Origin of the sequence: Paracoccus versutus, assembly GCF_029909795.1 — a bacterium.
GTDB classification, from domain to species: domain Bacteria; phylum Pseudomonadota; class Alphaproteobacteria; order Rhodobacterales; family Rhodobacteraceae; genus Paracoccus; species Paracoccus versutus.
In genome coordinates this window covers 798,292-819,920 of sequence record NZ_CP038196.1, presented here as the reverse complement: position 1 = coordinate 819,920, position 21,629 = coordinate 798,292, and the positions used below count along the sequence as shown (strand labels likewise).

Annotated in this window: 20 protein-coding genes; 4 read left to right on the top strand and 16 right to left on the bottom strand. The window is 70.0% G+C overall.

The window, feature by feature from the left end:
- Positions 1 to 4: 4 nt before the first annotated feature.
- The gene (locus E3U25_RS04015) at positions 5 to 2,029 is read right to left on the bottom strand and encodes a hypothetical protein (RefSeq protein ID WP_116221134.1); all 2,025 of its coding nucleotides are present in this window, start codon (positions 2,027 to 2,029) and stop codon (positions 5 to 7) included.
- A gap of 106 nt (positions 2,030 to 2,135) precedes the next feature.
- A complete protein-coding gene (locus tag E3U25_RS04010; RefSeq protein ID WP_208861522.1) occupies positions 2,136 to 3,965 on the bottom strand; it encodes a hypothetical protein in 1,830 nt (609 codons plus the stop codon).
- 743 nt (positions 3,966 to 4,708) lie between these two features.
- Between E3U25_RS04010 and E3U25_RS04005 the strand changes: the two genes are divergently transcribed.
- The gene (locus E3U25_RS04005; RefSeq protein WP_052095986.1) at positions 4,709 to 5,284 is read left to right on the top strand and encodes a helix-turn-helix transcriptional regulator; all 576 of its coding nucleotides are present in this window, start codon (positions 4,709 to 4,711) and stop codon (positions 5,282 to 5,284) included.
- A complete protein-coding gene (locus E3U25_RS04000; RefSeq protein WP_052095984.1) occupies positions 5,281 to 5,802 on the top strand; it encodes a hypothetical protein in 522 nt (173 codons plus the stop codon). Before E3U25_RS04005 ends, E3U25_RS04000 begins: the two co-directional genes overlap by 4 nt.
- Before the next feature lie 35 nt (positions 5,803 to 5,837).
- Here the strand turns inward: E3U25_RS04000 and E3U25_RS03995 are convergent, their stop codons facing one another.
- The 5 genes from E3U25_RS03995 to E3U25_RS03975 all read right to left on the bottom strand — a co-directional run bounded on the left by E3U25_RS03995 (position 5,838) and on the right by E3U25_RS03975 (position 9,920).
- A complete protein-coding gene (locus E3U25_RS03995) occupies positions 5,838 to 6,557 on the bottom strand; it encodes a sulfate/molybdate ABC transporter ATP-binding protein (protein ID WP_036756950.1) in 720 nt (239 codons plus the stop codon).
- A gap of 8 nt (positions 6,558 to 6,565) precedes the next feature.
- On the bottom strand, positions 6,566 to 7,453 hold the full coding sequence (gene cysW / locus E3U25_RS03990; protein WP_181180931.1) for a sulfate ABC transporter permease subunit CysW: 888 nt from the start codon (positions 7,451 to 7,453) through the stop codon (positions 6,566 to 6,568).
- Positions 7,446 to 8,285: a sulfate ABC transporter permease subunit CysT gene (gene cysT / locus E3U25_RS03985; RefSeq protein WP_116221137.1), complete on the bottom strand. Its 840-nt coding sequence runs from the start codon at positions 8,283 to 8,285 to the stop codon at positions 7,446 to 7,448. Before cysT ends, cysW begins: the two co-directional genes overlap by 8 nt.
- Before the next feature lie 3 nt (positions 8,286 to 8,288).
- Positions 8,289 to 9,386, bottom strand: a complete 1,098-nt coding sequence (locus E3U25_RS03980) for a sulfate ABC transporter substrate-binding protein (RefSeq protein WP_370362693.1) — start codon at positions 9,384 to 9,386, stop codon at positions 8,289 to 8,291.
- 243 nt (positions 9,387 to 9,629) lie between these two features.
- Positions 9,630 to 9,920: a hypothetical protein gene (locus tag E3U25_RS03975; protein ID WP_281029272.1), complete on the bottom strand. Its 291-nt coding sequence runs from the start codon at positions 9,918 to 9,920 to the stop codon at positions 9,630 to 9,632.
- 332 nt (positions 9,921 to 10,252) lie between these two features.
- Between E3U25_RS03975 and E3U25_RS03970 the strand changes: the two genes are divergently transcribed.
- Together E3U25_RS03970 and E3U25_RS03965 are read left to right on the top strand one after the other, a co-directional pair.
- On the top strand, positions 10,253 to 10,999 hold the full coding sequence (locus tag E3U25_RS03970; protein ID WP_036756811.1) for a sulfite exporter TauE/SafE family protein: 747 nt from the start codon (positions 10,253 to 10,255) through the stop codon (positions 10,997 to 10,999).
- A gap of 27 nt (positions 11,000 to 11,026) precedes the next feature.
- Positions 11,027 to 11,377 carry a RidA family protein gene (locus E3U25_RS03965; protein WP_036756808.1) on the top strand — a complete coding sequence of 117 codons (351 nt, stop codon included), beginning with the start codon at positions 11,027 to 11,029 and terminating at the stop codon, positions 11,375 to 11,377.
- Here E3U25_RS03965 and lpxB read toward each other — a convergent pair.
- The 9 genes from lpxB to E3U25_RS03925 all read right to left on the bottom strand — a co-directional run bounded on the left by lpxB (position 11,352) and on the right by E3U25_RS03925 (position 21,575).
- The gene (gene lpxB, locus E3U25_RS03960) at positions 11,352 to 12,515 is read right to left on the bottom strand and encodes a lipid-A-disaccharide synthase (protein WP_036756947.1); all 1,164 of its coding nucleotides are present in this window, start codon (positions 12,513 to 12,515) and stop codon (positions 11,352 to 11,354) included. The genes E3U25_RS03965 and lpxB overlap by 26 nt on opposite strands.
- Before the next feature lie 166 nt (positions 12,516 to 12,681).
- Positions 12,682 to 13,479, bottom strand: coding sequence for an LpxI family protein (locus E3U25_RS03955; protein WP_036756803.1), 798 nt, complete (start codon positions 13,477 to 13,479; stop codon positions 12,682 to 12,684).
- A gap of 10 nt (positions 13,480 to 13,489) precedes the next feature.
- The gene (gene lpxA, locus E3U25_RS03950) at positions 13,490 to 14,275 is read right to left on the bottom strand and encodes an acyl-ACP--UDP-N-acetylglucosamine O-acyltransferase (RefSeq protein ID WP_036756798.1); all 786 of its coding nucleotides are present in this window, start codon (positions 14,273 to 14,275) and stop codon (positions 13,490 to 13,492) included.
- The gene (gene fabZ / locus E3U25_RS03945) at positions 14,268 to 14,696 is read right to left on the bottom strand and encodes a 3-hydroxyacyl-ACP dehydratase FabZ (protein WP_370362694.1); all 429 of its coding nucleotides are present in this window, start codon (positions 14,694 to 14,696) and stop codon (positions 14,268 to 14,270) included. Before fabZ ends, lpxA begins: the two co-directional genes overlap by 8 nt.
- Positions 14,697 to 14,823: 127 nt before the next feature.
- Positions 14,824 to 16,941: a hypothetical protein gene (locus tag E3U25_RS03940; RefSeq protein ID WP_116221139.1), complete on the bottom strand. Its 2,118-nt coding sequence runs from the start codon at positions 16,939 to 16,941 to the stop codon at positions 14,824 to 14,826.
- Positions 16,938 to 17,783 (bottom strand): DUF4159 domain-containing protein, encoded by an 846-nt coding sequence (locus E3U25_RS24900; protein ID WP_338117739.1) that lies wholly within the window; start codon positions 17,781 to 17,783, stop codon positions 16,938 to 16,940. Before E3U25_RS24900 ends, E3U25_RS03940 begins: the two co-directional genes overlap by 4 nt.
- A complete protein-coding gene (locus tag E3U25_RS03935) occupies positions 17,780 to 19,708 on the bottom strand; it encodes a BatA domain-containing protein (protein ID WP_338117740.1) in 1,929 nt (642 codons plus the stop codon). The genes E3U25_RS24900 and E3U25_RS03935 overlap by 4 nt, the downstream gene beginning before the upstream one ends.
- Positions 19,708 to 20,577, bottom strand: a complete 870-nt coding sequence (locus tag E3U25_RS03930; RefSeq protein WP_116221140.1) for a DUF58 domain-containing protein — start codon at positions 20,575 to 20,577, stop codon at positions 19,708 to 19,710. The genes E3U25_RS03935 and E3U25_RS03930 overlap by 1 nt, the downstream gene beginning before the upstream one ends.
- Positions 20,574 to 21,575 (bottom strand): AAA family ATPase, encoded by a 1,002-nt coding sequence (locus tag E3U25_RS03925; RefSeq protein WP_036755694.1) that lies wholly within the window; start codon positions 21,573 to 21,575, stop codon positions 20,574 to 20,576. The genes E3U25_RS03930 and E3U25_RS03925 overlap by 4 nt, the downstream gene beginning before the upstream one ends.
- Positions 21,576 to 21,629 lie beyond the last annotated feature (54 nt).

Genomic DNA, 21,629 nt, shown 5'->3' with positions numbered 1-21,629 from the left:
CGGGTCATGCCAGCACCGTTTGCATGATGTCGGCGGGCACATCGGCATTCGTGCCGATCGGCACGAAATCGCCGTCGCCGGCATCGTCGCCGAGCATCCCCTCGGCCAGGAAAAGCACCGCCTCGCTGGCCAGGCCGGGCGGCGGGGTGGGCATCAGCGGATCGTGGGTCATGACCAGTTCGGCCTGGTGCAGCAGCGCGTCGGAATAGACCTCGCCACCGGCATAGATCGTCGCATCGACGCCGAACTCGGCGATCACCGCCGCGTTCACCAGCAGGTTCGAGCCGGTGACGACGTTGATCTCGCCCCCCGCCTGCAGAAGGTCGTCGCGATAGACCTCGATCTGGTCGGCATCGCCCAGCACGTTCGTCTGCCGCACCAGGTTGACCGAAACCATGTCGCCCTTGATATGCAGCACCCGCACCAGGTCCAGGCCCTGGAAGGCGGGATCGTTCAGCACCGATTGCGGCAGGCTGACATCGCCCGCCGCCGCCCCCGCCAGCATCGCCGCATGGTCCGCGCCGGTCGCGACCACGCCGGACAGGCCGACCTGATGGATGGTCGCATCGTTGATCAGCAGGTTGTCGCCCGAACTGATCCTGCCGCCATGGCCGTCGCTGACCATGATGCGGTCGTCGTCCAGCAGCACGTTGGTTTGCAGGATCGCGTTCAGGTTGATGACCTGGCCATCGACGATGATGAGATCGTAGCTCATCCCCAGCTCCAGCAGCGAGACGTGGTTCAGCGCGCCGTTCTCGCCCATCAGCAGCAGGGTCTGGTTGGCCTGAAGCGTGATCGAGGCGATGTCGTTGTCCGACATCAGGTTGAACTGCTCGATCCAGTTCATGCTGATGAGGCTGCCCTCCAGCGTCGCCGTCACCCAGTATTGCGGCGCATCATCGTCGCCCTGCGGCACCGGCATCGGGTTCGAGAAGCTGGTGTAGCTGGCGAAGTTCAGCCCCTGCGTCGGGCTGGCCTGGCCCTGCGCGGCGGCGGCAAGGCCGCCCAGCGCATCCGTATCGCTCCAGACATTGGTCTGGCTGATGATGTTGTAGCTGTAGACGCCCCCCGCCACGGCGACGACCGGCGCCGTCACCGCGGCGGAATGGATCGTGACCTGGTTGATCAGCGTATTGTTGCCCAGGATCAGGTCATGGCCCTGCCCGATCTCGCCGGGGCCGGCAACGCTGGTGGGACCGGCCGAGGTCGGGCCGTCGCGGCTGGTGACCGGGGCGCCCTCCTGCGCCTCGCGCGCCTGCTCGGCCGCCACCTCCTGGCGGTATGCGGGCATGAGCGCGTCGATGTCGGGACGGGCATCGACCTTGACGCCGTTCTGGTACAGGCCCTCGGCATCGGCGCCCTGGCGCGCATGGACCTCGGCGCCGGGGGCTTCGGTCTCGGGCAGGTCGGTCTGGCGGAAGGTCTCAGCGATCAGGCGAAAGGCGGGCTCGTCCGCCGGCATCGCCACCGGCAGGGCGATGCCCAGCTGCTCGGCCTGCGCGGCCAGCGATTCCAGCCGGTCCGTCAACAGCTGCAGATCGACCACCCCCTCGCGCATGGCGTCGGCATTCACCTGGTCGTCATCGGCCAGCCGGGTCTTCTGGACCACGATGACGGCGACCGAGCCCGGCACCGGCAGAACCCATTCCGGCACCGGCGTCACCACGCCGCCCGGCGGCTTGGCGGACCAGGGCACGCCGGCATTGGGCATGCTGGCGGACATCACCTCGGGCGAAACCGAGGCGCGCGGGAAATGGTGGTCCAGCACCAGCACGGGCGGGGCCGGATCGGCCGAAAGCCCCTCGCCGGGGCGATAGGGCGGTGCGTAGCGGATCTCGGGCTGGTAATCGAGCGGCTGATAGGAATGGTCGGCCGCCTGGTGGGTCGGTTCGACCGGGCCCAGGTCGGGGCCGGCCTTCCGGGCGGTCAGGCGATCGTATTCGATCCGCATCCGCCCATGTTCTTCCGCAAGGTGGAAAATTCCGATGAAGTGCCAGATCGCTTCTTCTGTCGCGTCGATCACCAGCATGTCTGCCACCTTCCTCGATAAAACAATTCCGGCAAGGCCGAGGGAAATCAATTAAACGGAAACCTGCGCAGGAAGACCCTGCGCAGGACGTTCGCGTGGGGGCCTGTCAGCCCAGATCGTCCTGGCCGATCACCGACGAGCTGAGATCGCCGCCGACCACGGTCATGTCGACGGTGTTGCCCAGCACGTTCGCACCCATCACGATGCTCTGGTTGAACGCCGAGGTATCCAGGATCGAGTCGGCCGAAGCGGTCGAATAGCCGTTGACATAGCCGTCATCGCCATTGTTCGACCCCCAGGTGCCGGCATGAGCATAGCCACCGTCGCCCGACATCACCTGGCCGCCGTCGCCGCCATTGCCGCTGCTGGTGTTCATGCCGCTGCCGCCCAGGGCATAGCCGCCGGTCGAGCTGGCCGCGCCGCCGGCGCCGCCGGTGGTGCCATTGGCCGCACCGCCCAGGCCGTTGCCGCCCACGGCATCGCCGTAGCCTTCGCCGGTGCCGTCCGCACGGCCGCCGTTGCCGGCCGCCGACAGGGCAGCGCCGAAGCCCGCGCCGCCGGCATCGCCCGAGGTCGCATCGCCCGCCATGGCCGCCGCGGCGGAAAGCGCCGCACCGATCCCGGCACCGATGCCGCCGGCGCCGCCCGCGTCACCCGCACCGCCGTCGCCGCCGTCGCCGGAGGTGCCGCCATTGCCGCTGTCGCTGTTGACGCCCACGCCGACCAGGCCCAGGCCAAGCGCGCCGGTCGGACCGGCATCGGCCGAGCCGGTGCCGCCGCCCGAGCCACCGGCCCCGCCAGCACCACCCGGACCGCCGGCCCCGGCGCCAAGCGCGCCTGCCAGGCTGCCGGCCCCGGCGTCGCCGCCGCTTGCGTCACCGCTCAGCCCGGCACCGATGCCGGCGCCAAGGCCCGCCGCATCGCCGCCATTGGCCGAGCCGCCCTGGCCGGCGCCCAGGCCAAGCCCAAGGGCCCCGCCGCCGTCGCCGTCGCCGCCCCAGGCCGCGGCGTCGCCGCCGTTGCCGCCATCGGAATGGCTGCCCGAGGCCAGCGCCTTGCCGCCATCGGCATCCGCATCGCCCGAGCCGCCGTCGGCGCTGCCGCCGCTGCCGCCCCGGCCGCCTTCGCTGCCGGCATCGATGCCGCGCTCGGCCGTGGCCGTGCCGCCGTTGACGCTGCCGTTCTGGTTGAAGTCGGCATTGTTCGAGACATGGGCGTCGCTCAGGTCGTCCTGGTCGTTCATCGTCCCGGATTGCGGGATGATGATGCCCACGTCGGCACCGCCGCCGTTCAGGGCATTGTTCAGCACGTTCTCGATATTGATGTCGTCGGTGCCGATGCTGATGTTGCCGTCGCGGTTGACCAGGAAATCGCCCATGCTGCCATGCGCGTTGTTCAGGTCGATGTCGGCATAGTCATTGTCGGTCGGCTGCCATCCCTCCAGGTCGAGGCCCACGCTGACATTGGTCGAGACGTTGGTCTCGACATCGGTATTGTTATAGGCCGTGTTCACCGCCTTGTTGTAGGCGTCGTTCGTCGCATCGTTGCGCGCGTCGTTGTTGGCGTCGTTATGCGCATCGTTGCTGGCGTCGTTGTCGGCCTTGTTCTTGGCCGCATTGCCGGCAAGGTTGCCCGCCACGTTGCCCGCAGCGTTATAGGCAAGCGTCTCCGAGGCGCTGCTGTTCGCATTGGCATTGGAGTTCGCGTTGTCGTTCGCGTTGCTCTGGGTCTGGGATTGGCCCTGGTCCTGACCCTGGCCCTGATCCTGGCCTTGACCCTGGTCCTGGTCCTGATCCTGGCCCTGCTTGTTCAGCTGGCCCTGTCCCTGGCCCTGACCTTGACCCTGGCCCTGATCCTGGTCTTGATCCTGGTCCTGATCCTGGTTCTGGTTGTTGATCGGCCAGGCGAAGAGATTCATGTTGCGGCTGCCAACCATCGTCATTTCCTCCTCTAGAGGCGGGGAAGATGCGGCCAGATCCTTCACAAGCACGCCTGCCCGCCCGGTTTCGGTGGATGAAGGCAAGCCGGTTGCGGTCGCCGGGCAAATGCCCACCGTCACGACGGCACGACCGTCCCCGTCCTGCTGCTGATAAGGGGGATCCGCATACCACCCTGCGCGGCCCCCTGCGGCCGGCCCGGAGGAAACCCGGTTCGCCGACCTGAAGGAAGGCTACGCCCCGCCCACCGATTCGGCCTAGCTGCTCGAAAAGGCTAGAGGGGGGGCTGCCCGAATACCCGAAGAACCCCTATTGGGCCTATAGCCGACCGGCCCCGGACATCCCCCCCATCGCCCGAAAGGATTAATCCCTTTCGCCAGGGGCACCGGGCCCGGCCCCGGCCGACCTCGCCAAAAGGACAAGCGCCGAAGCGGGGCCTCTACCTTGGAGGGAGTGGCCCGGTCATATTACAACTAAGTTGTGGTGATTCTTGAACTTATCTTTCGCTCTTTCCTTTAAGGCCGGGCGAAAACTTGCTAGGCTGAACCGTCCGGTCGGCTTGGGAGGGCCGACCGGGACGGGGGAGTAAAACCATACGCAAGAAGGTAGGAATGACATGAACATGGCATCTTGCGATGGCGTATCCAGTGAAATTCGTACGCTGTCTGGCCGGCCTGCGCGTGGAACGGCAGAGGTTCTCTTTGTCGGAACGCAATGCAACTTTTCCCACAGCCTGATTTCAGTGACCAGTCAGGAGCTGGGTCATATCACCGTGGCGGCCGCACTGTCCTTCGACGACTTCCGCAGCCTGTCCGAACTGACCGGCGAAAGGCCGACGCTGCTGGTTCTGGACGAACCGACCATGCGCGGATTGACCGAGGAGGATCGCACCTATCTACTGGCCTTGAACGACGTGGCGCTGGCCATCGCCTTTTGCACCGGCGCCTTCGGCCGGGCCTGCTACGAGGATGCCGAGCTGCGGCGGCGCGCTGCCAGCATCCTGCCGCTGAACATCCGGCTCGACGTCTGGCTTTCCGTCATCAAGCTGGTGGCGCATGGCGGCAACTACATCTTTCCCGAGATCATGTCCTCGGCCGGCGTCGCGATGCCGGCCGCGGTCCCGGACGAGCTTGGCCTGACCCAGCGCCAGCAGGACGTGCTGCGCCTGGTCGCCGACGGCCAGTCCAACAAGCGCATCGCGCTGAGCCTGGGCCTGTCGGTCCATACGGTCAAGCTGCACCTGCGCAATGCCAGCCTGCGCCTGGGTGCCCACAACCGCACCGAGGCCGCCATGCGCTATCGCGCATTACGATCGTGACGGCGCCGCCGCCGACAGCCGGGGCCAGCGCGGTCGAACCCGACCTGGATGCCGTGTTGCTGCGGGTCGGGCGGCTGAACTATGCTTGGAGCAATACCGAAAGCCTGCTCATCCACATGCTCGCCGGGCTGACCGGGATGGACAAGAGCGCCGCGGTGGTGGTCTTTCTGTCGGTCACGTCGACGCGCGGCCGCATCGAGATGGTCGAGCGTCTTGCGAAGCTGCGCCTGCCCGCCGGGCAGGAGCAGCAGGAACTGCTGGAGCTGACGGCGCGCTTCGCCCGGCTGTCCGCCGTCCGCCACCGCTACAACCACAGCATCTGGTCCTTCCAGGAGGACGGCTCGGTCTCGACGATCCTGATGCGGATCGCCGACCGGCGCGACCGCATCCACATGGGCCGCAAGCAGACCCTGGGCAGCGACGAGATGCTGCGGCTGGACCAGGACCTGGAGATGCTGTCCCAGCTGAACCGCAACATCTGGCGCTTCCTGCGCCAATACGACTATCCGATCGACTGAGGGCACGCACGGGATGCGCGCGCGCCGCCGCCGCGTCAGGCGTCGATGAACTCGCGCACGAAGGGCGTCGCCGGGCGAGCGCGGATGTCCTGCGGGCGGCCGACCTGCTCGATCCGGCCCATGGACATCACCACCACCAGGTCGGCCAGTTCCATCGCCTCGTCCTGGTCGTGGGTGACGAAGACCGTGGTCAGGCCGGTGCTGTCGTGGATCTCGCGCAGGCCCTGGCGCAATTCCTTGCGCACGCGGGCATCCAGCGCGCCGAAGGGCTCGTCCAGCAGCAGCATGCGTGGCTCGATCGCCAGCGCGCGGGCCAGGGCGACGCGCTGGCGCTGGCCGCCCGACAGCTGGCTGGGAAAGCGCCCGCCGATCTGCGGCAGCTGGATCAGGTCCAGAAGCCGGGTCACGCGGCGCCCGATTTCGGCCCGGTTGGGGCGCGAGCGGCGCGGGCGGGCGCGCAGGCCATAGGCGATGTTTTCGAACACAGTCATGTGTCGAAACAGCGCATAGCTTTGGAAGACGAAGCCGGCGCGGCGCTCTTGCACCGTCAGCCCCGTCGCGTCCTGCCCGTCGAAAAGCACCCGGCCGGACGTCGGGAACTCCAGCCCGCCCAGGATGCGCAGAAGCGTGGTCTTGCCCGAGCCGGAGGGCCCCAGCAGCGCCACCAGCGCCCCCGAGGGGATGGCCAGGCTGACCGGGTGCAGCGCGGTGGTGGAACCGAAGCTCTTGGCGATTTCGTCGATCTCGATATGCATGGGACACCTCAATGGCGGCGCGTTGCGGCAAGCTGGTCGGCGTGGCGCCATTCCAGCACGGTCTTGAGCGCCAGCGTCAGCAGGCCCAGTGCCGCCAGCACCGCGGCCAGGCTGAAGGCGGCGACCGAAAGATATTCGTTGTAGAGCATCTCGATGGTGATCGGCATGGTCGCGGTCTGGCCGCGGATCTTGCCCGAGACCACCGCGACGGCGCCGAACTCGCCCATGGCGCGGGCATTGCACAGCAGCACGCCGTAAAGCAGCGCCCATTTGATGTTGGGCAGGGTCACGGTCAGGAAGGTGCGCCAGCCCGAGGCGCCCAGCGTCAGCGCCGCCTCTTCCTCGGCCCGGCCCTGCTCGATCATCACCGGGATCAGCTCGCGCGCGACGAAGGGGAAAGTGACGAAGATCGAGGCCAGCACGATCCCCGGCAGGGCGAAGATGATCGGGAAGCCGCTGGCGACCAGCCAGCCGCCGATCAGGCTGTTGGTGCCGAACAAGAGCACCAGCGCCAGCCCCGCCACCACCGGCGAGATGGAAAACGGCAGGTCGATCAGCGTGATCAGGAAGGCCTTGCCGCGAAAGTCGAACTTGGTGATCGTCCAGGCGGCGGCGATGCCGAAGACCGCGTTCACCGGCACCGAGATCGCCGCGACGATCAGCGTCAGCCGGATGGCCGAGGTCGCCTCGGGCCGGGTGAGCGAGGCAAGCGCCTGGCCCGCGCCGCGTGCAAGGGCCTCGGCAAAGACCACGGCCAGCGGCGCCACCACCAGGACGGCCAGCCCGCCCAGCGCCAGGGCGATCAGCAGGACGCGGACCGGCCGGCTTTCCTCGGCCACCGGACGCCATTTCGCGGGTTTTTCGCTGGCGGCAGCGTGCAGCGTGCTGTCAAACATGACCAATCCTCCGCCGGCTCCAGATCTGGATCAGGTTGATCGCCAGCAGCATGGCGAACGAGATCAGCAGCATGGCGATGCCGATGGCCGCCGCGCCGTCATAGTCGAACTCCTCGAGCTTGATGACGATCAAGAGCGGCGCGATCTCGGTCTTCATGGGCAGGTTGCCGGCGATGAAGATGACCGAGCCGTATTCGCCGACCGCGCGGGCCAGGGACAGCGCAAAGCCGGTCAGCGCCGCGGGCAGCAGCATGGGCAGGATCACCCGGCGCAGGGTATGGAACCGCCCCGCCCCCAGCGTGGCCGAGGCTTCCTCGACCTCCTGCTCGATCTCGGCGATCACCGGCTGCACGGTGCGGGTGACGAATGGCAGGCCGACGAAGATCAGCGCGATCAGGATGCCCCATTGCGTATAGGCGACCTTGCCGCCCAGATCCCGGACGATGCTGCCGAAGACGCCGTTCGGCGCGTAAAGCGCGGTCAGCGCGATGCCCGCCACCGCCGTCGGCAGGGCAAAGGGCAGGTCGACCAGCGCGTCGACCAGCCGCCGGCCCGGAAAGTCATAGCGCGCCAGCACCCAGGCCAGCAGCGTGCCGAAGACCAGGTTGACCAGGGCGGCCAGAAAGGCCAGGCGGAAGGACAGGTAAAGCGCCGCCCAGACCCGCGGCGTGTTGATCGTGGCCCAGACCGCCTCGGGGCCGTAGCTGATGTCGCGTGCCAGCAGCGCGCCGACCGGCAGGATGACGATCAGCGACAGCATGGCCAGGGTGATGCCCATGCCGAGGCCAAAGCCCGGCATGGGGGATTTCTGCAAGCGGAACGCCAGCGCCATCGGTCATTGCCCCGAATAGATCTGGTCGAAGGTGCCGCCGTCGCCGAAATGCTCGGGCTGGGCCTGTTTCCAGCCGCCGAAATCGGCGATGCTCACCAGATCGAGCTGCGGGAACCGCGCCACGTCCTCGGGATCGGCGGCGCTGTCGTCCCAGGCGCGATAGTAGTGCTTGTAGGCCAACGCCTGCCCCTCGGGCGAATAGAGAAAGGCCAGATAGGCATCGGCCAACGCCTTCTGCTCGTCATCGGCGATGTTCTTGTCCACGATGGCGACCGGCGGCTCGGCCAGGATCGAGACCGAGGGCACGACGATGTCGAACCTGTCCTCGCCCAGCTCGTTCAGCGCCAGGTAGGCCTCGTTCTCCCAGGCCAGCAGCACGTCGCCGATCTCGCGCTGGGTGAAGGTGGTGGTCGAGCCGCGCGCACCGCTGTCAAGCACCGGGACATGCTTGAACAGCTCGGTCACGAAGCCCTTGGGGTCCTGGCCGTTCTTCTGCGCCCAGGCCCAGGCGGCAAGATAGTTCCAGCGCGCCCCGCCGCTGGTCTTGGGGTTCGGGGTGATGACCTCGACGCCTTCCTTGACCAGGTCGCCCCAGTCCTGGATGCCCTTGGGATTGCCCTCGCGCACCAGGAAGACGATGGTCGAGGTATAGGGCGCGCTGTTGTGCGGCAGGCGCGACTGCCAGTCCTCGGGCAAGAGGCCCCGCGTCGCGATCTGGTCGATGTCCGAGGCCAGCGCCAGCGTCACCACCTGCGCCTTGAGCCCGTCGATCACCGAGCGCGCCTGCGCGCCCGAGCCGCCATGCGAGGTCTCGATGGTCGGCGCCGCATGCCCTTCGGCCTGCCATTTCGCGGCGAAGGCGGCGTTCACCTCGCGATAAAGCTCGCGCGTGGGGTCGTAGCTGACGTTCAGCAGGCTGTTGTCGGCATGGACCGGACCGGCCAGCCCCAGCCCGACCACGCTGGCCACGATCGCCGCGATGCGCCGCAATCCCGGTGCCGCCGGACCGGCACCCCTGCACCTGGACTCCTCCGCGCCGCGAGAGCGAATCGACCGGCCATCGGCCGTCGGATTATCGGTTGCGGGAACGATGCGGGTCATGATGCTTGTCCTCCTTGCTCTGCTTACGGGAGCTTCATGACCATAATTACGACAGAGTTTATCGTTTATTGCAAGATAAAGACGCGTTCCCCCATCGTTTTTATTATAAATAAATATCAATGCTTTACATTGTGTATGGAAAATTTCCCGCAATCGCCGTTCATGCGGCAGGGGCGCTGACGGGACAAGGCCGGCCCGTTCGGGGCCGGCCTTGCTAGCGGATCGGGCGAGTTCGCCCCCTTCTCAATCGTCGTCGTCATTGTCGTCGTCGCGATCCCGCCTCCGCCGCCGCCTCGGGCGATCATCGTCGTCGTCATCGCCCCATCCGCGATGGCGGAAGGCGCGGCGGTCGTCGTCGCCCTGCCACCAGCCGCGATAGGCCCAGCCGTCCGGGACGCGCAGAAACAGCCGCTCGACCCCATCCCGGTGGAAACGGCGGGGAAAGTCGTCGTCATCCGCCAGGGCCGCTGCCGGAAGGGTCGCCGCGAATGCGGCCGCCGTCAGAATCACGCGAAAATGTGCCATGCGCTTCATCCTTTGATCCGAAGGTTGCAGGGGGATTACGCGGCACGGCGCGATCCATTCCCGGCGGATGGCGATTTTTTCAGGCAAGGCGCCGCGGGAACCATCGCCCTCGGGTCGCGTTCCGCTTTCGACCAGCAAGGGAGAGAATAATGAAAGGCATCATCGCCTGGCTTCTGGGCGTTCCGATCTTCGTCATCATCCTGCTTTACCTGACCGGCATCTTCTAGCCGACAGCGCCCGGAGCCCCCTCCGGGCGCTTTCCCGTCTGGCCCGCGGCGGCTGGACGCCCGAGGGCCGCAGGGCTAAGCATGGGCGCCCGCCACGAAGAGGAGCCGCCCGGCATGACCGATACCCTGCTGATGCTTGCCGCCGGTTTCCTTGGCGGAATGCTGAACGCCGTCGCCGGGGGCGGCACCTTCATCACCTTCCCTGCGCTGGTCGCCAGCGGCGTGCCGGTGGTCTCGGCCAATGCCACCAGCACGGTCGCCGCCCTGCCCGGCTATCTGTCCGCCGCGCTGGGGTTCCGGCGCGAGATCGCGCAGATCGAACGCGCGCTGGTGCTGCGGCTGACCTTCTGGACGCTGGCCGGCGGCATCGTCGGCTCGTGCCTGCTGCTGGTCTCCTCGAACCAGGCCTTCGCGGTGCTGGTGCCCTTCCTGCTGCTGGCGGCGACCTCGGTCTTCATCTGGGGCGCGCAGGTGCGGGAATGGGCGGCGCAGCACCGCAACGCGGCCGCGCCCTTCGGCGCCGGGACCATGGTGCCGGTGGCGATCTATGGCGGCTATTTCAACGGCGGGCTGGGCATCGTGCTGCTGGCGCTGTTCGCGCTTTGGGGCATGACGCAGCTGAACCAGATGAACGGGCTGAAGAACTGGCTGTCCTTCGCGCTATCGGTGATCTCGCTGGCGATCTTCGCGGCGGGCGGGCAGGTCGCCTGGTGGCCCGCGGCGGTGATGAGCCTCGGCACCATCCTGGGCGGCTACCTGGGCGCGCCGGTGGCGCGGCGCATCCCGGTCCCGGCGCTACGGGCATTGATCGCGGCCATCGGCTTTGGCATGACGGCACTGTTCTTCTGGCGGCTCTTCTGACGCCAGCCCAACCCGAAAGGATTTTCCATGTCCGAGATCAAGCGCATCGAGACCGGCCCCCGCATGAGCCAGGCGGTCGTCCACAACGGCACCGTCTACCTGGCCGGCCAGGTCGGCAAGCCGGGCGAACCCGTGGCCGAGCAGACCCGCGAGGTGCTGGCCCAGATCGACCGGCTGCTGGCGGAATGCGGCTCGGACAAGACCCGCATCCTGTCGGCGCAGGTCTGGCTGGCCGACATGGGCGATTTCGCCGAGATGAACGCGGTGTGGGACGCCTGGGTCGCCCCCGGCCACGCGCCTGCCCGCGCCACCGGCGAATCGGCGCTGGCGACGCCCGACTACAAGGTCGAGATCATCGTGGTCGCGGCGCAGAACTGATCGCCGCCATCACCGACCGCGCGGCGCGCAGGCCCGGAGCCTCGCCGCCGCGCCCCAGCCGCTCCATGGTCAGCGCCATCGCCGCCAGTTGCTCGGCCCGCTCATCGCCGTTCTCGATCAGCCGGAACAGCGCCTGCGACATGGGGCCGGGCTGGCAGTTGCGGCCCAGGAATTCCGGCACGGCGCGGGTCTCGCTGACCAGGTTGACCAGCGTCACCGTATCGGTCCGCAGCAACAGCCCGATGACCAGCCGGCTCAGCGGCGCCACGTCATAGCCGATCACCATGGGCACGTCGTTCGCGGCCAGGTCCAGGCTGACCGTGCCCGAGGCCGCCAGCGCCAGGTCGGCGGCGGCAAAGGCGGCGCGCTTCTCCTCGGGGTTCTCGACCACGACTGGCGCTGTAGGCCAGCGCCGCGCCATGTCGCGCACCAGGACCGAGACGCCGCGCACGGTCGGGATCACCACGCGGATCTCCGGCACCCGGTCGCGCAGCCGGATCAGCGCCTCGTCGAAGCGCGGGCCAAGCCGGCCCACCTCGGTCCGGCGCGAGCCCGGCAGGCACAGGACCAGCGGCGCATCCGGCGCAATGCCGTTCGCGGCGCGAAAGGCCGCCGCCTCGGCCGCGCCCGCCACCGGCTCGGCGGCGATGGGATGGCCGACGAAATCGCAGCTCATGCCGGCCGCCCGCATCAGCGGCGGCTCGAAGGGCAGGATGGCCAGCACATGGTCGATCACCTCGGCCATCTTCCCGGCCCGCCCCGCCCGCCAGGCCCAGACCGAGGGCGCGACATAATGGATGGTGCGCAGGCCGGGGTGCAGCGCCCGCGCCTGGCGCGCGACGCGCAGGCAGAAATCGGGGCTGTCGATGGTGATCAGCGCATCGGGCCGGGCCGCGGCGACGGCGCGGGCGGTCTCGGCGATCCGCGCCTTGAGCGCGCGATATTTCGGCAGCACCTCCCAGATGCCCATCAGGCTCAGCTCTTCCATGGGAAAGCGGCTCTCCAGCCCCTGCGCCGCCATGGCAGGACCGCCGACGCCCAGGAATTCGGCGCCGGGATCAAGGCTCTTCAGCCCGGCCATCAGGGCACCGCCCAGGTTGTCGCCCGAAGGCTCGCCCGCGATCAGGAAGAATTTCATCGCGCCGCTCCGCTTGCCATGCCCCGACATGGGTATTTGAAGAACAGAGAAGCGACCTGGACTTCTTCGTTCTCCAAATACCCTCCCGCCGCTCTCGCGGCCCTGTCACTTGAGTATTTGCGAAACGGTGAAGCAAGCCTCTTTCACCGTGTCCCGAATACTCATGTCACCCGCGCGCCCAGAGAAACAGCCCCGCCGCCTGGGCGCGGCGCATTGCCTCGGTCCGGTCCAGCAGGATGACGCTGCCCGCCTCCCAGGCGATCCCGGCCAGCCCGGCCTCGGCGGCCTGGGTCACGGTCTCGGGGCCGATGGTCGGCAGGTCGATGCGCCGGTCCTGGCCGGGTTTCGGCGCCTTGTAGAGCACGCCGCCAGCCCCCTTGGGATCGGGTTTCAGCCCGGCATGCAGCCTTGCGAATTCCAGCATGGCCTGGGTGCCCGGCAGCGCCTCGACGGCAAGGCAGAGCCCCTGAGCCACCACCGCGCCCTGGCCGATGTCCAATGCGCCGAGCCCGGCGACGATCTCGGCGGCGCGGGCCGCGTCCTTCTGGTCGCGCGGGCCGGGCTCGCCCACCAGGACGCCTTCGCCGGGCACCAGGTCCGGCAGGATCTGGTCGACGGAACAGATGGATATTCCCGCTTCCTCGAAGACGTCGAGGACCGCGCGCAGCGCCGCGTCGTCGCCCGACTGCATCCCCATCAGGATGCGCGGCACGATGGTCAAGGTGCGGGGGTCGAAAAGCTCGGGCTCGATCTTGGGGCGGCGGATGGCGCCGGCGAAGACCGCCTGCGTCACGCCCTGGTCGGCCAGCTCGTCCAGGAAGGGCACCAGCCGTTCGAGGCGAAAGGGCTTCGCCTCGACCTCGGGCCTGAGGTTGTCCAGCGCATAGACCAGCGGTTGGTCCAGCGCCGCGGCGATGGCGGGGGCGAGGCTGCCCTCGCCGGCGATCAGGGCGATGCGGCTCATGGATGCGCTCTCACGGATGGGGGGCCAGGAAGCTGCGGTCCGAGGGGCCGAGGATGAAATCCAGCACCTCGCGCACCATCGGCCCGTTCTCGGCCTCGGCCAGGTGCCGGGCGGTGTCGCGGAAGCTGCCCCGGCCCAGCTGCGCCAACATGTCGCGCAGCGCGTGGATGTCCTCGCGCGAGGCGCCGCGGCGCTTCAGCCCCACCAGGTTCAGCCCGTCCAGATGGCCGCGCGGCCCCTGCACCAGGCCAAAGGGGATCACGTCCGCCGTCACCATCGTCACCGCGCCGATCATCGCGCCGCGGCCGATGCGCACCCATTGATGCACGCCCGACAGCCCGCCCACGATCACGTCGTCCTCCAGTACGCAATGGCCGGCGACCGAGGCGTTGTTGACCAGGATCACCCGGTCGCCGATCCGGCAATCATGCGCGACATGGCTGCCGGCCATGAAGAGCCCGTCGTCGCCGATGCGGGTCACGCCGCCGCCGCCCTCGGTGCCGGGGTTCATCGTCACATATTCGCGGATGCGGTTGCGGGCGCCGATTTCCAGCCGCGTGCGCTCGCCCCGGAACTTCAGATCCTGCGGCACCTCGCCCAGAGAGGCGAAGGGAAAGACGATGGTTTCGTCGCCGATCGCGGTCTCGCCCGCCACCACGACATGCGATTTCAGCACCACGCCCCGGCCGAGGCTGACCTCGGGGCCGAGGACGCAGAAGGGGCCGATCTCGCATCCCGCGCCGATCTTCGCGGCAGGGTCCACGACGGCCGAGGGATGGATGCGGGTCTCAGCCATTCTCGCCACGGTTCAGCATGGCCATGACCTCGGCCTCGGCGGCGAGTTGGCCGTTCACCAGGGCGCGGCCCTCGAACTTCCAGATCTTGCCGCCGCCGCGCAGGGTTTTCATGTGCAGTTCCAGCACGTCGCCCGGCACCACCTTCTGGCGGAAGCGGCATTTGTCGATGGACATGAAATAGGTGCCCATGCCCTTGTCGGCGAGGTCCAGCGTCACCCCGACCAGCACCGCGGCCGATTGCGCCATGGCCTCGATGATCAGCACGCCGGGCATCACCGGCTCCTGCGGGAAATGGCCTTCGAAATGCGGCTCGTTCGAGGTCACGTTCTTGACGCCGACGCAGCTTTCGCCCGGCACGATGTCGCGCACCCTGTCCACCAGCAGGAAGGGATAGCGATGCGGCAGGATGCGCTTGACCATCGCCAGATCGACTTCGGTCGGCGGGATATAGGCGGTCTGGTCATCGTTCGGGGCGGCGGCCATGCGGTCCTCTTGGAATGTTTTCATTTGCCTAGCAACGGCGCGCGATCTTGGCAAGTTTCGCGCGTCAGCCCCCTGCCGCCGCCTGGGCGCGCAGCCGGCCGCGGCCCTCGGCCAGCCAGCCGGCCAGCGCCAGCCCGGCGATCAGCGCAAGCCAGGCCCAGCCGGGCAGCAGCGGGCGATGGGTCATGCCGCTGACCGAGGCCGCATTGCGCGGGGTGATGGCGATCCACGCCCCGCCCACGCCCTGGCCATGCGCCGGCCGTCCCTCGCGCACCGTGCGCAGGCCGGGCATGCCGTCGGAAAGCGGCAGCACCGCGCCCTGCGTGGCCTGGGCCAAGGGGCCCAGCACGGCGCCCGAGGCGACGGTTTCCTCGAACTCCCGCGGCGCGGCGGGGCCGAGCGCCAGAACCCGGCTGATCTCGCCATCCGCCAGCCGGTAGAGCCCAGGCCCCGGCGCGGTCCAGCGCGCGGTGAAGCGGCCGGGGCCGGCCTCGGCCAGCGCCACCTCTTCGGTCCGGCCATCGGGGCGGGTGATCGTCACCGGGCCGGCGGTCGGGTTCATGGTGCGGCGGGTGATCGTCACCGTCAGCTCGCCGCCGACATCGGCCAGCAGCGCCTCTTCTTCCAATTCCGGCTCCTGCATCGACCAATGCGCGATGCGGCGCAGCAGTTCGAGCTGCGGCCCGCCGCCCTCGAAGCCGCGGCCCCAGAGCCAGACCTGGTCCGAGGTCAGCATCGCCACCCGCCCCTCGCCCACCCGGCTGAGCAGCAGCAGCGGCTCGTCCCGCGCCCCGCTCAGCACCACCTGGGTGCGCGGGTCGGGGATGACCTGGGACATGCGCAGCCAGCGGCCCCAATGGCTTTGCGAACCTTCGACCGGGGCGCCCTGCAGGCCGGCGGTCACCGGGTGCCGCTCGCCCTCGTCGGTCAGGCGCGGCAGGAACGGCTCGTCATAGACCCGGCCGGTCGGGCGCGCAGGCAGGATCGCGCCCAGCGGCGACAGGTTCAGGCTTTCGACCGAGGACATCTCGGGCCCGGCCGAGACCAGGATCGCGCCGCCCTCTTCGACATAGCGCCGGATGTTGTCGTAATATTGCGGCAGCAGGATGCCGCGCACCCGGTAGCGGTCGAAGATGATCAGGTCGAAATCCCGGATCCGCTCCATGAACAGCTCCTGGGTCGGAAAGGCGATCAGCGACATCTCCTCGACGGGGACCGCGTCCATCTTGTCCGGCGGCCGCAGGATGGTGAAGTGGATCAGGTCCACGTTCGCATCCGATTTCAGCAGGTTGCGCCAGGTCCGTTCCCCCGCGTGCGGGGCGCCCGAGACCAGCAGCACCCGCAGCCGGTCGCGCACGCCCTGGATCTGCACGGCGGCCGCATTGTTGCGGTCGGTCAGTTCCGGCACCGCCGCCTCGGGCGGGTCGAATGCGATCGAGACCACGTTCTGCCCGGCATGTTCCGGCACCACCGGCAGGTCCAGCGTCACCCCCGGCGGCAGGTCGAGGCTGCGCATCTCTTCTCCGTCCAGCAGGATGCGCAGCCGGGCGGGGGTCTGCGCCACCTCGACGGGAACGGCGCCCTGGTCCTCGACGCGCAGGCGGATGGTGACGGGCTTGCCGATCAGCCCGTAGGCCGGCGCTTCCTCGATCACCAGCCGGCGATCCCAGTCCTGGGCCTGCCCGGTCAGCAGCACATGCACCGGCGCCGGGGCCGAGGCCGGGACCATCGGCGCATCATGGGCCAGCCCGTCGGTGACGGCGATCACCCCGGCCAGCCGGGCCTGCGGCTCGGCCGCCAGCGCACGGGTCAGCGCGGTGCCGGCCTGGGTGCCGTCCGGGTCGTCGCCCACGGTCACGCGGCGGATTTCCGTATCGGGCAGGGCGGAAAGCTGGCGGGTCAGTTCCTCGACGGCGGCATCGGTCTGTTCGGCCCGGCCCGGCAGCGACTGGCTGGCGCTGCGGTCGTCGAGCAGGATCACGATGTCCGACAACTTGTGGCGGATGCCCGATTCCAGCGCCGGCCCGGCCAGCGCCGCCGCCGCCGCCAGCCCGGCGATGCCGCGCCAGGCCCAGCCACGCAGGCCGCGCCACAACGACCACAGCGCCACCAGCAGCGCCAGCGCCGCAAGCCCGCCGACCAAGGGCCAGGGCAGCAGCGGATCGAAGGCAAGGCCACTCATTGCACGACCTCCTCCTGCCGCAGCCGCTCCAGCAGGGCGGGCACATGCACCTGGTCGGATTTGTAGTTCCCGGTCAGCACATACATGATCAGGTTGACGCCGAAGCGATAGGCCATCTCGCGCTGCCGCTCGCCCTCGAAGCCCGAGCCGATGCTGAACATGGGCAGGCCGTTCTCATCCATCGCCCAGGCCTCGGCCCAGGCATTGCCGCCGATGATGACCGGCGAGACGCCGTCGTTGAGATTGCGGAAGGGCACGCCCTCGGCCGCCTGGGCATCGGCGGGGGGCGCCTCGGCCCAGACCTCGCGGCCCTGGTAGCGGCCGGGAAAATCCCTGAGCAGGTAGAAGCTGCGGGTGATGACGTGATCGGCGGGGATCGGCGCCAGCGGCGGGATGTCCAGCGGCGCCGCCAGCCCCTGAAGCGCGGCGCCGCCGTCCGGCCCGCCCAGCCCGGCGATGTCGCCGTCGCGGGTGTCGAAGAGGATCATCCCGCCCGAGCGCAGGAAATGGTTCAGCCGGACATAGGCCTGGGGCGAGGGCGGGGCCTGCGCCTCGGTCACCGGCCAGTAAAGGAAGGTCAGCAGCGACAGGTCGTCCCGTTCGGGGTCGATGCCGATGGGCGTGCCCGGCTCGACCGTGGTGCGGGCGGTCAGGACATGGGACAGGCCGCGCAGCCCCGCTTCCGAAGCGGCATCGACCTCGGCATCGCCGGTGATCACATAGGCCAGCGCCACCTCGTCGGCGGCGCGCATCAGATGGGGGTCGGGCGGGGCCGCGGGATCGTCCTGCGCCCAAAGCGCGCCGGCCCAGATCAGCGCGGCCAGGGTCAGAAGCCACCTCATGCCGTCGCCCCCTGCCTGCCGCGCGCCAGCCAGGCGCTGCCAAGCGCATCCAGCGCGAAAAGGACCGCCGCCAGCGCGACCAGCCAGCCGCGCAGGTCGAGGCCCGGCGCCTCGGCCGCGCGCTCGATGCGGGCGCCGGGCCAGTCGGCGGGCGACATCGGCCCGCCCGCGTTCAGCGCCGCCACCCGCTCGCCGCCGCGATAAAGCCCGGCCGGGGCGCCCGGCGCCGGGCCGCGCGCGAAATCGGCCGCGGCGACCGGCGTGGCATCCTGCGGCTCGGTCGTGCGGCCGAAGCCGTCCAGCACCAGTTCGGGCAGCCAAAAGGGCTGTTCGGCGCGATCCGCCTCGGGCGCCGCGCTGCCGACCCGCGCGCTGCGCACCAGCCGGTCCAGCATCTCGACGAACAGGCCCGAGATCGCCAGGTTCGACCATTCCGCATTGGCCGTGGTGTGGAACAGCACCAGCTGCCCCTGCCCCAGCGCCGCCCGCGTCACCAGGGGCGTGCCGTCGGAAAGCTGGGCGATGGTGCGGTCGCCCAGGTCGGGCGCGGGCTCGGCCAGAAGCTGGGCGCGCACGGTGGCGTCCTGGGGCACCGAAAGCCCGGCAAAGGGCCCGTCGGCGGCAAAGGGCGCGACGCTGCGCGGCTCGCCCCAGGCCAGGGCGCCGCCGATGTCGCGCCCGCCGGCGCGCAGCCGCACGGGCAGCAGCGGCTCTTCGGCCAGCCGTTCCGAGGCGGCCATGCGCGGCCCGGCAAAACGGATCAGCAGCCCGCCGCCCTCGACCCATTCGCGCAGGCCCGGCTCTTCGGCCAGGCCGAACTGGTCGGCCAGCACGATCACGTCGGGCGAGGCTTGCAGCACGTCGCCCAGCCCCCCCTCGATCAGGTCGGTGGTCGGCGCCAGGGCCCGGCGCAGGTAGTGCAGCGGCGAGAGCAGCCGCTGGCCCTCGCCGGCGCGGTCGTCGCCGGCCAGCGCGACCTTGCGCCGGCGCAGGGAATCGTCGGCCAGCAGCACCGCCCCGGCCGAGCCATGGCCCTCGACCTCGAAGCGGGTGATGCGGTTGCGCAATTCCGAGGGCAGGTCGATGGGCACCAGCCAGCTGGTCACGCCCGCATCCGCCGAAGCCCCGCCGCCCTCGCCGGGGCGCAGCCGCGCCAGCTCGCGCGGCGTGCCCTGCGGGTCGAGGCCGATGGCCAGCACATCGGCAGCGGCCGCCCCGGTCGAGCGCAGCCGCAGCGCCGGCTGGTCGCCCGCCACCAGTTCCAGCGACTGCCGCGGGCCGTCGGGCGGCACCACGGTCACGCTGCCGCGCCCGGCAAGCGCCGCCAGCCATTCCCCCCGGCCGGGATGGTCCAGCCCGTCGCTGAGCCACAGCACCGACAGGCCCGCGGGCGCCTCGGCCAGCGCCGCCTGCGGGTCGGGGGGATAGCGCGTCTCCCATGCCGCGGGACGCAGGGCGCGCAGCTGCGCCGCAAGCTCGGGCGCGGGCAGGAAGGGCAGCGCGCCCGTCGCGGTGCCGTCGGCGACCAGCAGCGCCGCCGGCTGCCCCGCCGCCGCCGCGCGGTCCAGCGCGCGCAGGGCGCGGGCCTGGCGCTGCGGCCAGTCTGGCGCCGCCGCCCAGCCGGCATCCATCACCACCAGCAAGGGCCCCTGCCCGGCCTGATCCGGCGAGGGCTTCCACACCGGGCCGGCAAAGCCCAGGATCAGGGCCGCGATCGCCAGCACCCGCAGCAGAAGCAGCCACCAGGGCGTGTGCCGCGCCACCGGATGCGGATCCTTGAGCCCCAGCAGCAGCCGCGTGCCGGGAAAGCGCACCAGCTTCGGCGAAGGCGGCATGGCGCGCAGGATCAGCCACAGCACCGGCAGCGCCGCCAGCGCCGCCAGGATCCAGGGCGTCAGGAAGCCGATGGGACCGATCAGCAGCATCAGCCCTCCAGCACCGACCAGAGCCACAGCAGCGCCTGCGACGGCGCCGCCCCGGTGTCATGCGTGCCGAAATGCCAGCCCGCCATGCGCGCGGCGCCCGTCAGTTGCGCCCGGCGCTCGGCCAGCCGCGCCAGATAGGCCGCGCGCAGCCCGGCCGCGTCGCGCGTGTCGTGGCGCAAGGCCCCCGAGGCTGAGCGGAACAGCACCGCCCCCCGCCAGGGAAAGCCCTCTTCGTCCGGGTCCAGCACCTGCATCAGCGCGCCCTGCACGCCCAGGCCGGCGGCACGGGCCAGATAGTCCAGCACCGGCTGCGGATCGCCCAGGAAATCGTCGAACAGGATGACGCGCTGGCCGGGACGCAGGGCCTCGGCCGGGGGGGCGTCCTCGTCGCCCGGCAGGGGCGCGCGCGCGACCAGCGCCTCGGCCATGCGCTCGGCCTGCAGGCGGCCGGGGCGCGGCGGCTGGCCGGCCAGCGCCACCCGCTCGCCACCCGCCAGCAGCGCCATGGCCAGCGCCAGCGCCAGCAGGTCGGCGCGGTCGCGCTTGCTGGGCCGCTCGGCGCTGCCGGTGTAATCCATGCCCGCCGCGGCCGAGACCCAGATCGCCGCCGATTGCGCCACCTGCGCCTCGCGGTCGCGCACGAACTGCGCATCCGACCGGGCCGAGCGGCGCCAGTCGATGCTGCGCGCCGTATCGCCCGCCGTGGCCGGGCGGTATTGCCAGAAATCCTCGCCCATGCCGGCGCGGCGCTGGCCATGCGCGCCGGGCACCAGCGCCGCCGCCAGCCGCTCGGCCGACAGCATCAGCGCAGGCAAGGCGGCCGAGGCAGCCTCGGCGCCGGCGCGCAGCTGATCGGCCTGGGGTTTCACGCCGCCGCCCGCATCCGGTCGCCGAGCAGGCGCGCGATCACGCCCTCGATGGTCTCGCCGCGGGCGCGGGCGGCAAAGCTCAGCGCCATGCGGTGGCGCAGGACCGGGGCGGCCATGGCCTCGACATCGTCGAGCGTCGGCGCAAAGCGGCCGTTCAGCGCCGCCCGCGCCCGCGTGACCAGCGTCAGCGCCTGCGCCGCGCGCGGCCCCGGCCCCCAGACCAGCGTGTCGGCGATCCAGCCCGGCGCCTCGGGCGCGCCGGGACGCGCCGCGCGCACCAGGTCCAGGATCGCGTCCAGCACCGTCTCTCCCACCGGCATGCGCCGGATCAGCGCCTGCGCCGCGACCAGCCCCTCGGCGTCGAAGACGGCATGGGCCCGGCCCTGCTCGACCCCGGTCGTCGCCAGCAGGATGGCGCGCTCCGTGTCGCGGTCGGGATAGTCCACGTCGATCTGCAACAGGAAACGGTCGAGCTGCGCCTCGGGCAGCGGATAGGTGCCCTCCTGCTCGATCGGGTTCTGGGTGGCCAGCACGTGGAAGGGCCGGCCCAGCGGGCGATGCTCGCCGCCGATGGTGACCTCGCCCTCCTGCATGGCCTGCAGCAGCGCCGATTGCGTGCGCGGGCTGGCGCGGTTGATCTCGTCGGCCATCAGCAGCCGGGTGAAGACCGGCCCCTCGATGAAGCGGAAGGCGCGGGTGCCGTCGGGCCGGATGTCCAGCACCTCGGAGCCCAGGATGTCGGCCGGCATCAGGTCGGGGGTGAACTGGATGCGCGCCGAGTCGAGCCCCAGCACGGTGGCCAGCGTATCGACCAGCATGGTCTTGCCCAGCCCCGGCTGGCCGACCAGCAGGGCATGGCCGCCCGACAGGATCGCCGCCAGAACCTGCTCGACCACGGCATGCTGGCCGACGAAGCGATGCTCGACGCTGGCGCGGGCCTGGGCCAGGCGGTCGGTCAGCGTCAGGACTTCGGAAACCAGTTTCTCATTCTCGGCCATGACAATGCCCCGTTTCTGTTCTAGGACAACATAAAGGCAGGTGTGACGGGGTCC